14 protein-coding genes and 1 tRNA gene are annotated in these 12905 nt (G+C 56.6%); 7 read left to right on the forward strand and 8 right to left on the reverse strand.

Annotated elements, in window-relative coordinates; translation table 11 throughout:
• Window positions 1-200: 200 nt before the first annotated feature.
• Window positions 201-1103: a hypothetical protein gene (locus OLX72_RS17050; RefSeq protein ID WP_433989174.1), complete on the forward strand. Its 903-nt coding sequence runs from the start codon at window positions 201-203 to the stop codon at window positions 1101-1103.
• 45 nt (window positions 1104-1148) lie between these two features.
• Complete coding sequence (locus tag OLX72_RS17055; RefSeq protein ID WP_114870012.1) at window positions 1149-2261, forward strand: hypothetical protein; 1113 nt, start codon at window positions 1149-1151, stop codon at window positions 2259-2261.
• 9 nt (window positions 2262-2270) lie between these two features.
• On the opposite strand, the gene OLX72_RS17060 is transcribed toward OLX72_RS17055, so the two are convergent.
• A complete protein-coding gene (locus tag OLX72_RS17060; protein ID WP_162797976.1) occupies window positions 2271-2975 on the reverse strand; it encodes an FkbM family methyltransferase in 705 nt (234 codons plus the stop codon).
• Window positions 2976-3206: 231 nt separating this feature from the next.
• Here OLX72_RS17060 and OLX72_RS17065 point away from each other — a divergent pair, with 231 nt between their 5' ends.
• Window positions 3207-4193, forward strand: coding sequence for a glycosyltransferase family 2 protein (locus tag OLX72_RS17065; protein ID WP_254684752.1), 987 nt, complete (start codon window positions 3207-3209; stop codon window positions 4191-4193).
• A gap of 323 nt (window positions 4194-4516) precedes the next feature.
• On the opposite strand, the gene OLX72_RS17070 is transcribed toward OLX72_RS17065, so the two are convergent.
• The 5 genes from OLX72_RS17070 to OLX72_RS17090 form a co-directional block, all read right to left on the reverse strand.
• Window positions 4517-4843, reverse strand: a complete 327-nt coding sequence (locus OLX72_RS17070; protein WP_433989175.1) for a hypothetical protein — start codon at window positions 4841-4843, stop codon at window positions 4517-4519.
• A 334-nt stretch (window positions 4844-5177) separates the two neighbouring features.
• Window positions 5178-5261, reverse strand: a tRNA-Leu gene (locus tag OLX72_RS17075).
• 140 nt (window positions 5262-5401) lie between these two features.
• On the reverse strand, window positions 5402-6754 hold the full coding sequence (locus OLX72_RS17080) for a TRAP transporter large permease (protein WP_114872227.1): 1353 nt from the start codon (window positions 6752-6754) through the stop codon (window positions 5402-5404).
• Window positions 6755-6759: 5 nt separating this feature from the next.
• Entirely contained in the window at window positions 6760-7344 is a 585-nt protein-coding gene (locus tag OLX72_RS17085) for a TRAP transporter small permease (RefSeq protein ID WP_114870008.1), read from the reverse strand.
• Between the two features lie 91 nt (window positions 7345-7435).
• Window positions 7436-8470 carry a TRAP transporter substrate-binding protein gene (locus tag OLX72_RS17090; protein ID WP_114870007.1) on the reverse strand — a complete coding sequence of 345 codons (1035 nt, stop codon included), beginning with the start codon at window positions 8468-8470 and terminating at the stop codon, window positions 7436-7438.
• Between the two features lie 219 nt (window positions 8471-8689).
• Between OLX72_RS17090 and OLX72_RS17095 the strand changes: the two genes are divergently transcribed.
• Together OLX72_RS17095 and OLX72_RS17100 are read left to right on the forward strand one after the other, a co-directional pair.
• The gene (locus OLX72_RS17095) at window positions 8690-9268 is read left to right on the forward strand and encodes a YqaA family protein (RefSeq protein ID WP_114870006.1); all 579 of its coding nucleotides are present in this window, start codon (window positions 8690-8692) and stop codon (window positions 9266-9268) included.
• A complete protein-coding gene (locus OLX72_RS17100; RefSeq protein ID WP_114870005.1) occupies window positions 9265-9726 on the forward strand; it encodes a disulfide bond formation protein B in 462 nt (153 codons plus the stop codon). The genes OLX72_RS17095 and OLX72_RS17100 overlap by 4 nt, the downstream gene beginning before the upstream one ends.
• Here the strand turns inward: OLX72_RS17100 and OLX72_RS17105 are convergent.
• A complete protein-coding gene (locus OLX72_RS17105) occupies window positions 9723-10148 on the reverse strand; it encodes an Lrp/AsnC family transcriptional regulator (RefSeq protein WP_114872226.1) in 426 nt (141 codons plus the stop codon). The genes OLX72_RS17100 and OLX72_RS17105 overlap by 4 nt on opposite strands.
• 107 nt (window positions 10149-10255) lie before the next feature.
• Between OLX72_RS17105 and rocF the strand changes: the two genes are divergently transcribed.
• Together rocF and OLX72_RS17115 are read left to right on the forward strand one after the other, a co-directional pair.
• Entirely contained in the window at window positions 10256-11182 is a 927-nt protein-coding gene (rocF, locus tag OLX72_RS17110) for an arginase (protein WP_114870004.1), read from the forward strand.
• A gap of 15 nt (window positions 11183-11197) precedes the next feature.
• Complete coding sequence (locus OLX72_RS17115; RefSeq protein ID WP_114870003.1) at window positions 11198-12241, forward strand: ornithine cyclodeaminase; 1044 nt, start codon at window positions 11198-11200, stop codon at window positions 12239-12241.
• A 138-nt stretch (window positions 12242-12379) separates the two neighbouring features.
• Here the strand turns inward: OLX72_RS17115 and OLX72_RS17120 are convergent, their stop codons facing one another.
• Window positions 12380-12880 carry a GNAT family N-acetyltransferase gene (locus tag OLX72_RS17120; protein WP_114870002.1) on the reverse strand — a complete coding sequence of 167 codons (501 nt, stop codon included), beginning with the start codon at window positions 12878-12880 and terminating at the stop codon, window positions 12380-12382.
• Window positions 12881-12905: the final 25 nt, after the last annotated feature.

The following is a 12905-nucleotide window of genomic DNA, read 5'->3' on the forward strand; positions in this document are numbered from 1 at the left end:
TTGGGAAGCCGGTTGCGCTGCATTTATGCCGCATGTTCCGTTCCATTTGTTCCATATGCCACACCACCCTCGACAGGGTTGGCACAGGGCCGTACATCATAATAAAAATAGCAGTTTCAGTGTGTTGCCGCTAAACGAGCAGTACGGAAAGGCAGGCAAATGGAAAAGACTCGTGTTGTGTTCGTGCACAAACAGGGCACGTGCATTTCGGCGCCAAGGTGATGCGCTGCGATCAGATGGCGCAAATATCATCGCGGTATCTGGGCGACAAATACACCTTTGAAATTGCATCGCCTCCGAAAAAGAAATTTGCCGTGCGCCAGCGTCGTTTTGCCAAAGGGTGCAGCGATGCCATTGTTATCCTGCTGAAAAACGCCGCCCAGTCATTCACGCCCGAAGCGCTGGATATTTTGCGGCGCAGCGCGCGCGGTGTCTGTATCGATCATGTCGATGCCCCGATAAATTCCGAAACGCTTGGCCTGCCCGATGTCCACATAGCGGCATCGCGTAAAAGCGAAATGCTTTTGAAAAAGAGGCTGGAAGACAATAAAGCCATCCGGTCCGGGATCACTGTGGCACAGATGTGCCACCATGCCGACCTGCGCCTTGTCGCGGCATCCGACACCCCGGACAAACTGGAAATCGGGTATTTCGGCAATATCGGCAACACGCTTTTGCCTGCCCAGTACGAAAACGACGTTCACGTTTACCCGTTTACCAAGACTGACGAATTCTCATCTGTCCTTCGTCATTTTCAGGAGTCCCGACTGCATTATGGTGTTCGCGGCGCGTCTGCGCGCCCTGCTATCGAACGCCGTATGGCGAAACCGTTTACCAAAGGGTTCAATGCCGCAGCAGTTGGCGCAAACATACTGGTCAATCGACAAGTGGATGACGCGATCCATTATCTGGGCGATGATTACCCCTATCTTGTCGACGATCTGACCGAACAGTCCATCGGAGAACGGATTGACTTTGCGCGCAGCAGTTATGGCGGACCTGACTGGCAGCGAGGCCTGAACGTTATGGCGGATGTGCGCGAGAAGTCTTCTCCTGCGGCCGTGGCGCGCGAAATGGAACAGATACTTGCTGTTTTCAACTGATCCGGCGAGAACCAGCAATACACCGATTGGAACGCGAGGCATGAAATGATCTATCTTCATATCGGGATGCCGAAAACAGGCACCACGGCTTTGCAGAACTTTCTGCGTGCCCATTCGGATGCGTTGTCCGAAACCGGTGTTCACTACATGCAAGCGGGCCGTCGCCGTGCCGATGGCAAAGGCAACATGCCGATCAGCCATAACCCGATCGTGTTCGATATCGCGCAGGGCGGTCCCAATCAAAGCGCAACACAGGCCGATTTTACCGCCGAATACGCGGCAAACGCGGACAAGGTGTGTCTTGTGTCCTCGGAAATGCTTTATACTGCAAAACCAGCGGATTACGCGCCGTTGTTGTCGGGTATCCCGGCCGAGGATATCTGCATCACCTTCTTTTGCCGCCGCTATGACGGCTTTTTCGAAGCCGATTACAAGCAGCGCGCAAAGAACGGCAAGATCACCCAGGGTACAACGGCATTTGTTCAACAGCGTCTGGCTGATATTCACGCCAATCCGATGGCTTACAATTTTTCCGGTGTGGTTGCGAATTTGCGCGCGGCCTTCCCAAAGGCGCGGATCATCCCGCGGCTTTATGATCGTTCAACGCTGGTAAACGGCAATGTCATCGATGATTTCTTTGATCTTCTGGGCGCCGAAGTCCCCATTGATGTGGACACGCAAGGCCAATCCAACCCGTCGCTGTCCCGCGCGGGCAGCGATGCGTTCGGTGTTCTGACCCGCTTGATCGGCAAAAAGAGCGTGCGCCGCCTGCGCCGTGACATGCCCGCGCACCCGGTGATGCAGCGCAAGAACGACGTACTGGAACCGCAGGAACGGGAAGCCCTTGTGCAGGTTCTGGCTGACTCGGACGCGGATTTTAGAGAAGAGTTTTTTGGCGATCGTGCCGCGCTCTTTGATGCGGCGCCATTGTCGGAAACCGACATCAACTATCGCCGCGACAGCGCCGAAGAAAACTTGGCGCTGCAACAGGCGTGCGAACTGGTATTTTCCGCCGCTCTTGATACGCCCGGTATGCTGGACGAGCGCACACCACCGCAAGACCCCATCGGCAAAGCAAAAATGGCCAAAGTGGCGTTGCGCGAAAAACGTCGCAGGAAACGCGCGGCACGCGAGGCACAAACACCCCTTGCCGGTTAGAGCCGCGGTTCAGACCGCGAACAAGTTGCGTCTTACGAACAGGGCATCTCCCCAGCCCAGATGCTTTACGTCGCACCATGCAATTTCAAAACCCAGCGTTTTCATGAAGATCGACAGTTCCGGCAACGGCGTATCGCCTTTATACATGCCACCAATATTGACTTCGAGAAATACAAAATCCATCTTCGCCAATGTCGCCATGGCCCCGCGCAGCACGTGCACTTCGGCCCCTTGGGTATCGACAAACAACAGATCGTAATCGGATGCATCTAGCCCGTGTTCCGGCAGCAGAACATCCAGCGTGCGCAGTGTCATCCTACGCGTGGTTTCAAACGCGATCTTGGGTTTGACGGTTGTGTGGCTTCCTGGTTCCAGAATGCTTGAACTTTCGCCGGAATTGGATGCGATCCGAAAATCGACCTCCTGCCCATCTACATCGCCCACAAGCGCCTGAATGGCACGATACCCGCTGTGCTGATCCACGCGTTTCTGCAACATCGGGAAAGTTTCATCCAGCGGATCAATGAAAACCCCGCGTTCAACACCGGAACGGGCCAGATGGCGCACTTCCCGACCGTTATGCGCACCCACCTGGATCATGCCGCGCGGCACCCGTTTGAAGCGCAGCTTGATCTGCTCGGCGGCGCGTAACCCGTTTTCCACGGGCGCCAATGCGTCTTTGCCCATCTGCTCGACCTTGTGTTGTTTTTCCAAGATGTACGCGCGCGCCGTTTTGGATTGCAATGAATTCTTTTGTGCACTTTTCGGCGCAGTGCCACGCGAACATGGCCCGAACCGTTGCATTGGCGTTGCCAAATCGTGCAATCCGTCTGATATTGGACTTTATAAACACGATGACGGGCATGGCGCTTAGCGCGCCATAGACCCGCGCACAGGCAGCAGACAGCGCAAACCGTTCATGCGTTGGGAAGACAGGAAAACACTTTGGCCCCGCATACGCCGCGCTTTGTAATTGTCACGCCGATGAAAGACGAAGGCCCCTATATTCTGGAATGGGTGGCGCATAATCAGGCAATCGGGGCCGACAGGATTGTCGTCTTTTCCAACGACTGCTCTGACGGATCTGATGCACTTCTGGACCGTCTGGACCAGATCGGCGCGATTACCCATGTCGACAACACAAGTACACGCCCCGTAAGCCCGCAGAAACGTGCCTATAAGCGGTTTTTGAAAATGAACATCGCCACCGATGAAGACTGGGTTATCCCCATCGATGCCGATGAACATATCAATGTGAAAACCGGGGATCACAGTCTTCAGGCGCTGGTGGATGCCGTGCCTGATGCGCGCATGATCTCGATGACATGGCGTTTGTTTGGAAATGCTGGGGTCGAAACCTATCGCGACAGCTTTATTACCGATCAGTTCCGCCGCGCCGCGCCGGAATGGATGCCGCGCCCGCCGCAGGCGTGGGGTTTCAAGACCATGTTCAAACGCGGCCTGTGGGATTTCATCGGGGTGCACAGACCCAAACGCCCACGCATTTCCGGTATGGAGGACGCGCATTGGGTGAACGGATCAGGGCAGCCGATGCCCGAACGTTATTTTACCGGTCAATGGCGCTCGATGCGCGATTCAGTCGGATATGATCTGGTGCAGATCAACCATTACGCACTGAAGTCCTGCGAAAGCTATCTGGTGAAGAAAATGCGCGGACGCGCGCATCATACCGGTGACACTCTGGGGTTGGATTACTGGACGATGATGAACCACAACGCCGAAGAAGACAGTTCTCTGGATGCCGTTCAACCGCGCAAGGCAAAGAAGTTCGCGGCGCTGATGGCCGACCCCGAGGTGGCCCGCCTGCATGCCGCATGCTGTGAACTGCACACACAGCGTATTGCAGAATTGCGTAAGGAACCGGAAACGGCACAACTGCTGACCAGTCTTACGACAGCTCACAAGGAATAGGATCTCATAAGGCCCAGGTTTTCATCGTTTCCTTTACAGAACCGGGCGTCATCGCAAAGGGCAAGGGATCTGCGAACATCATCAAGCGGTTTTCTCAATTACTTACGAATATGGGCATTCAAGCCGAGGTGCTGACGTTTGAGGAACTCCTGCATCGCGGAAAAACCACTGACCCTCAGGCTTTTGTTCTGTTACATTACAACGAGCTGTTTTTCATCCGTGATCGAAAGGTAAGCTGGTTGCGATCCCGCGAGTCGGAGATCAAGGCTTTGGGGTACAAGATTCTGCACTCCGCGGACACAGGTCGCATTGTCGGACATAAATCAAGGCAAAACAAAACTCTCAAATCCGCTGAAGTTCCGATGCCGAGGGAACTGAAAGATCAGGATCAGTTCGAGGTCGCGTTTTCCAATGCGGTCAACGATGCACATGTTCCAACGCAATTGATCGACGGTGGCGGCGCACTGGATGAGAGCCGCTATAACACGGATTACGTAGATTGCCGGTATGAATTTCAGGGCGAGATGTGGAACGTATGTCTTCGGGCGCAAGTGGTTGGTGCGCAAGTGTTGTTTGCCTGGGTACGCGCAGGAAAAGACGCAAGCGTCCACACCCGCGACACCCCGGTCGATGCGGATCTGATCCGGCATTTTCACGACCTGCTGATCCGGCCCAACATGGATCAGATCAAGACTATTTCACAGCGGGTAAAAGATGCGCTGGGGGTTGGTTTTTTCGCCCATGACATACTTCCCTGCAAGAAAACCGGCCGCCTTTTGTTATGCGAGACGAACTTCAAATTCTATGACGGGAATTACCGCTTCCTGATGAAGCCGATTGCCGACAAGCACCCCAACCCGGCCTTTTTTGACGGGCGTAAAGTAGGGCGCCGCATGGCCCGTTTGCTGATATCGGAACTGGAACTGGAAACACAAAAGGCACCTGCTTTAAGCAACAGCCTGATACAAAGATTTTTCCAGAAAGTGGTACCCGAGGCCGGACTTGAACCGGCACGCCGTAAAGCAACGGATTTTGAATCCGTCGTGTCTACCATTCCACCACTCGGGCAACGGTGTTTTCCTAACTCTTGGAACCCGCCACGTCCAGAGGCAAAATATCGCCCCGCGTTTCATCTTTTCAAAAATACTTGCCGCGCAACGCCCCTGCGTACGCGCCGTCAGATGACCGGACCATGCATGCCCCAAGCGTCAGAACATCACCTTTACCAGCCACAGAGTAATCGGGGGAAACGCCACAAGGATCACCACCCGCACCAGATCGGACATCACAAACGGCGCCACTCCGCGATAGGTGTGCGAGATTGGAATATCGCGCGCCACCCCGTTGATAATAAACAGGTTCATACCCACAGGTGGCGTGATCAGCCCGACCTCGACGACGATCAGGGCCAGAATGCCGAACCAGATCGCGGTTTCTTCCGCGCTCATGCCGAAATCCAGCACTTCGATCACCGGCAGGAAAATCGGAATGGTCAGTAATATCATCGACAGGCTGTCCATGACACAGCCGAAAATCAGGTAACAGATCAACATGATGCTCAGCACCATGATCGGGCTGTATCCGGCGCTCAGTACCCAGTCGGCCAGCATATCGGGTGCGCGGGTCAATGCCAGAAAACCTTTCAAAACCTCGGCCCCAAGCAGAATCAGGAAAATCATCGCCGTTGCCTTGGCGGTTTCCAGAAACGCCCCCAGCAGGCCAGCGCAGTCCAGACGCCCCATAACGATGCCGTAAAACCCTGTCGCCACCGCGCCAAAGGCCGCTGCCTCGTTCGGGGTGAACAGGGCCTGCGGTCCGGGTCGCGCCCAGTTCCAGTCGCCGACAATGCCGCCCATGGTTAGCCCGAAAATCACGATCACCGGCCATGTCGCGCCCAGTGTTCGCAGGCGTTCGCGGTAGGGCACGCGTTCGGCCACGCTGGCGCTGTCCGGTTTGATGCGCACATAGATCGCGACGGTGATCATGTACCCCAGAGCCGCCAGAATACCGGGGATCAGGGCTGCCATGAACATCTTGACGATGTTCTGTTCGGCCATGATGGCATAGATCACCAGAATGATCGACGGCGGGATCAAGATGCCCAGGGTGCCCCCGGCGGCCAGCACACCGGTGCTCAGCGCGTCGGAATAACCGCGGCGGCGCATTTCGGGCAGGGCCACCTGCCCCATCGTGCTGGCGGTGGCCAGCGATGATCCGCAGATCGCGCCAAACCCCGCACAGGCCCCGACCGATGCCATGGCGATGCCACCTTTGCGGTGGCCAAGGAAATCCGAAGCCGCGCGAAACAGCGCCGCGCTCATTCCGGTGCGGGTGGCAAACTGCCCCATCAGCAGGAAAAGGGGCACGATCGACAGCCCCTGATTGGAAAATGTTTCGTAGGACAGCGTTTTCAGCTGTGCCATCGGCGCATTGGCGGTGCCCAGCACGTACCAGCTTCCGAAAAATCCGGTCAGGGCCATCGCCAGAGCAATCGGCACCCGCAAAAAGATGCCCAGCAACATAAAGCCGAACGCCGTCAGCGCCAGCGGCAGACCAGACAGTTCCATCATACCGCGCCCTCGCGTCCGGCGCTGACCCAGTTCAGGCTGCGCCACACCGTGTAAAGCGACACGATCACGAACAGGCCGGCCCCGATCAGCGCCAGACCATAGGGAATCCACACCGAAATTTCGAGTTCATAGGTCGTTTCGGCAAAGAACGGTTTGTACCCCATTCCCAAAGTGTCGCGCAGAGCATCGCTGCCATAGGGGAATTTTTCGCCGAAACCGAACCACAACTGGCGCATCATGATGATTGCGGCCAGCGTGATCAGCAGATCGCCGATCAGGCCGAATATGGCCTGCGCGCGTGGCGGAAACATTGAGGTGACGATATCCACCGTCACATGGCCCCGTTTCAACTGGCAGTATGGCAGAAAACAGAAAACGGCCAGCGCGCAGCCATTGGCCACCAGTTCGTAGTCGCCCCGTACAGGTGACAATCCGAACGACAAAAGCGCCCGCCCGACAATCGAAACGACCGTGACCAGCGCCATCGCCACCAGAATAAAGCCGCCGATATAGGCAAACAGGCGTGCGATCATGTCGATCACGCGGCCCGCGCGCCGTTCAGCGTTGATTGCTAGCGCCATGGTTTGCCCCTGCCCAAGGATCTGCCTGTACCGGATAAAGAAAAAGCCCCGGCGCGCACCCGCGCCGGAGCCTTATTGCATTCTGCGCCGCTCAGTTCGAGTATTTTTCGACCATCGCTGCCGCATCATCGACCATTGCCTGTCCGTCCAGACCTTTTTCGGTGGCCTCCACAATCCAAGCCGCAGTTTGCGCATCACCGATAACACGCAGTTCGGCCACGACATCCTCGCCCAGATAGTTGATCGTGTTGCCGCGTTCCCCGATCAGTTTCTCGGCAATCTCGTCGCCCTTATCCATCGCAGCGCCGGCCAGACCGGATGTTTCCAGCCCCGAATTCGCATCAATAACGGCCTTCAAGTCATCGGGAAGGCTGTCATATTTGGCTTTGTTCATGCCCCAGATGAAAAACGTGTTGTAAAGCGCGCGATCACCGGAAATGCCGGTGTGGCTGTCTGTCAGCTCGTGCACCTTCAGGCCCGGCACCACTTCGAACGGGATCACGCCGCCATCCACAACGCCCTTGCTCAGCGCCTCGGGAAAGGCGGGCACCGGCATCCCCACGGGGGTTGCGCCCAGCGTTTCCAGCAGCGCATTGGCCTGACGTGACGGGCCGCGCAGTTTCAATCCGTTCAGATCAGCCGTCGATTCGATAGGGCCGCCCTTTTTGTGAATAATGCCCGGTCCATGCACGTGCACCGCAATCACATGAATGTCGCCGAACCGCTCGCCCATATATTTTTCAGTGAATTCCCAGGCTGCTTTCGAAGACGCCTCGGCGCTCATCGAGGTCATGAACGGCAGTTCGAACACTTCACTTTCGGGAAACCGGCCCGGCGTGTAGGCGGGCAGTGCCCAGCCGCAATCGATCACGCCGTCGCGGATCTGATCATACAAAGCCGGTGGTTTGCCGCCCAGTTGCATGCCTGGGTAGAGTTCCACCTTGATCCGTCCGCCGCTGTCGGCTTCGATCTTTTCGGCCCAGGGGGCCATGAAAAAGGCGGGCACAGACCCTTTTGCCGGCAGAAAATGCTGGCAGCGCAGCGTCACTTCCTGAGCCATTGCGCCCCCGGCACCCAACCCGATGGCCAAAGCGCCCGCAAATGCGGTTTTCAAAGCGAATTTCATAAGTTCCTCCCTTATGGCCGTTCAGGCGGCCTTTTCTCCATGGCGTACCAATCCACAGGTCATTGTAACCATCAACCCCCCTTGATTGAAATTCCCGACAAAACACCGGTTTTTCGCAGAGTCCAGTACCGCAGGCATCGCTGCTGCCGCGTTTTTGGCCTTGCACCGCCCGCCAACTTGGCTAGGCAGTTGATCTTACACAATCACAGGGCAGACCGGATGATCAAAGGCTTGTACGACTGGACGATGGGCATGGCCGATCATCCCCGCGCGTTGTGGGTGCTGGCGGTGGTCGCGTTCATCGAAAGCTCGGTCTTTCCGATCCCGCCCGATGTCATCATGATCCCGATGATCCTTGCCCAGCCGTCGCGCGCATGGCTGATTGCCGCTGTGGCGCTGGTGGCGTCGGTACTGGGCGGATTGCTGGGCTACGCAATCGGGGCGCTGGCCTTTGAAACCATCGGCCAGCCGATCCTTGCCTCGCTGGGCAAGGCTGACGCGATGGCCGAATTCAACACGCGGTTCAACGATCTGGGCTTTTGGGCGGTTCTGACCGCCGGGGTCACCCCGTTTCCTTACAAGGTCATTACGATCATGTCCGGCTGGACCGGCATGTCACTGACAACCTTTATCGCCACATCCATTCTGGCGCGGGGCTTGCGTTTTTTCATTCTGGCCGGATTGCTGTGGAAATATGGCGCACCGATGCGGGACTTTATCGAGAAACGACTTGGGCTTATGTTCACCCTGTTTGTCATCATGCTGATCGGCGGATTTGCCTTGCTTAGATATCTATGACCAGACACACGATGATCATATTGGCCGCACTTGGGTCGCTGGCGGTTCTGATGGGCGCTTACGGGTTTCAGTATCTGGGCGAAATGGCCCCCTGCAAACTGTGCTACTGGCAGCGCTATCCACATATGGCGGCCGTTTTCATCGGGCTGTTTGCCCTGATGGTGCCGGGGCGCGCCCTGCCCCGTCTGGGCGCGCTGGCAGCGTTTACCAGTGCCGCAATCGGATTCTACCACACCGGCGTGGAAAAGACATGGTGGGAAGGCCCCGATACGTGCACATCCGGCCCTGTCGGCGGGCTTAGCGCGTCAGAATTGCTGGATCAGATCATGGCCGCCCCGCTAGTGCGCTGTGACGAGGTGGCGTGGCAGATGTTCGGTCTCAGCATGGCCAGTTGGAATGTGGTCGTGTCGCTTCTGCTTGCTGCCTTGTGGCTGATGGCCGCCCGCCGTCGCAGCTAGGCCGATTTGCGTGTCGCCAGCAACAGGCTGGTTTCGCTGGTCGCCACGCCGTCCAACCGCCGGATTTTCGACAGCACCGCATCAAAGGATTCCAGTGTGCGCGTGCCAATTTCGGCGATCACATCCCAGCGCCCATTGGTGGAATGCACCGCGCGCACTTCGCTGAACCCCTGTAACTGGCGAATGATACGGTCGGTGCCGCGCCCTTCGATCCCGATCATCATCAGGCCACGCACCGGATCGCGCAGCGCGTCTTCTTTCAGGACGACGGAAAACCCAAGGATATCGCCGCGCTGGCGCAACCGTTCGATCCGTCCGCGAATGGTTGTGCGTGACACACCCAGCAGCAACGCCAGATCAGACAGGGAGGCGCGGGCATCATGGCGCAGGGCGGCAATCAGTTTCTGGTCCGTTTCGTCCATAACAGGCTCCGTTTTGAACATCTAATCCCCATTATGGACAGAATGCACGCTTTCACTCAACCCGAAACGGCACCTATTTAGGGGCAGATAGCGACACGAGGTTGGATATGTCACGCAAGACCTGCATTTTGATCGGCGCGCCGGTCGACAGTGGAAAACGCCGCAAGGGCTGCCTGATGGGCCCCGATGCCTACCGCACAGCCGGTCTGGCGGGGGCCTTGCGCGATCTTGGCCACAAGATCGAGGATCAGGGCAATCTGAGCCCGGCCAGCTACAACCCCGATGCCGAAGACGACAGGATTTATGCCTTGCAGGAAACCATCGGCTGGACCAACCGTCTGATCCGGGCGGCGGAGAACGCCATGTCGCGCGGTTTGCCGATCTTTCTGGGCGGCGATCACAGCCTGTCTCTGGGCAGTGTCGCCGGCGTGGCTAACCATGCCGCCAGTCAGAACCGCCCGCAATTCGTGTTGTGGCTGGATGCGCACAGCGATTTTCACACGCCGCAATCCACCGCATCGGGCAATCTGCACGGTACGCCGCTGGGCTATGTCACGGGGCGCGAAGGCTTTGGCGGTTTTCCAAAGATCACAAATCCGATCCCGCAGGAAAATATCTGCATCATTGGCCTGCGGTCGGTCGATCTGCCCGAACGTGATGCGTTGCAGCAAACCGCGATCCATCGCCACGACATGCGCGAAATCGATGAAATCGGTGTTGGCAAACCGCTGGCCGCGTTTCTGGACCGGGTCGCAGAGGCCAACGGGTTCCTGCACGTTTCGCTGGATGTGGATTTCCTTGATCCCTCGATTGCCCCTGCGGTCGGCACCACGGTTCCGGGTGGCGCAACCATCCGCGAAGGCCATCTGGTGATGGAAATGCTGCATGACAGCGGCTTGATGACATCGCTGGATCTGGTCGAACTGAACCCGTTTCTGGATGAACGTGGCCGCACCGCACAAGTCATGGTCGATCTGGCCGCGTCCGCCCTCGGGCGCCGCGTGTTCGATCGCCCCACCCGCGCCTACAGCTGATTTAGGATATTCCCGATGCTTCCTTCTGACAAAGCCCTTGTTCCGTTCGTTTCTGTCGATCACATGATGCAGTTGATCCACCATATCGGTATCGAACCGATGTTGCGCGATCTGGCTGATTACATCGAACAGGATTTCATCCGCTGGGAGTTGTTTGACAAAACGCCCCGCGTCGCCAGCCATTCTGCCGAAGGCGTGATTGAACTGATGCCGACCTCGGATGGCGAGGTTTATGGCTTCAAATATGTGAACGGCCACCCCAAGAACATGAAGGAAGGCCTGCAAACCGTTACAGCCTTTGGTCTTTTGGCTGATGTCAGCAACGGCTACCCCGTCCTGTTGTCGGAAATGACGATCCTGACAGCGCTGCGCACGGCGGCCACATCTGCCATGGTGGCCAAACATCTGGCGCCCAAGGGCAGCACCACGATGGCCATGATCGGCAACGGCGCGCAATCCGAATTCCAGAGCCTTGCGATGAAGGCGATCTGTGGCATCGATACCGTGCGTCTTTATGACATTGATCCGGCGGCCACGGCAAAATGCGCCGCCAATCTGGCGGGCCACGGATTAAAAGTGGTGCCCTGCGACAGTGCCGAGGCGTCAATGGAAGGCGCGCAGATCATCACAACCTGCACGGCGGACAAACAGAACGCCACCATCCTGACCGACAACATGGTCGGCGCGGGCGTGCACATCAACGCCATTGGCGGCGACTGCCCCGGCAAAACCGAACTGCACGCCGATATTCTGCGCCGCTCCGACATCTTTGTCGAATTCCCGCCCCAGACCCGGATCGAAGGCGAAATCCAGCAGCTTGACCCCGATCATCCGGTCACTGAATTGTGGCAGGTGATTTCCGGCACCGCCAAGGGCCGCACATCCGATCGCCAGATCACCTTGTTTGACAGCGTCGGTTTCGCGATCGAGGATTTCAGCGCCCTGCGTTATGTCCGCAACAAGATCGTCGGCACAGATTATTACCATGATCTTGATCTGCTGGCCGATCCCGATGATCCGCGCGATCTGTTCGGCATGGTGCAACGCGCCCAGCCCTGAAGCAGCAAGAAGCAGGTCGTATATCAAAATACGGCCCGTCTTCATCTTTTCAAAAATACTTGAATCCTGTCTTTGGCACACGAGCGGGTGTTGAAGGGATTTACAGCGAATAGTTTCTTGGATTTCGGAACGGGCGTTTTACAGTGAACCTAATTCCATAATCATCTCGTGCCATTGCATCCCTCCATGATCGGATGCCGAAGGCTGTATATACCGATAGCCAAATTTTTCATAAAGTGGCACGTGGTCCTCTTTGCACATCAAATGGATTGAGGTTTTTTCCTTGTGAACCATACGTTTTGCGAATTCACTCATTAAAGCGGTGGATAGACCTTGTCCTTGGTATTCAGGATCAACCACGACCGACATGATAACGACGTTCGGCGCAGCCTGATCATGCCCAATCAATTCTTTGAAATCTTCGTCAGACATTTCAACAGAATAAGCGCATCCGCTGTTGACGAAGCCAACAACTTCATTGTTGACCTCAACGACCAGAAATCCTTGGGGGTAAATGGCGATGCGCTTTGAAATTTTTTCAAGCGTTGCAGCTTCATCTCCCTCATAAGCAGCGGTTTCGATATCAAAACAACGGATAGCATCTGAAGGTGCCGCATTGCGAAAAGTGTATTTGTTCATTAATCAAGTCGATCAAGATGGAACG

Source organism: Sulfitobacter sp. TBRI5, assembly GCF_051013555.1.
In the GTDB taxonomy this organism is placed as follows: Bacteria; Pseudomonadota; Alphaproteobacteria; order Rhodobacterales; family Rhodobacteraceae; genus JL08.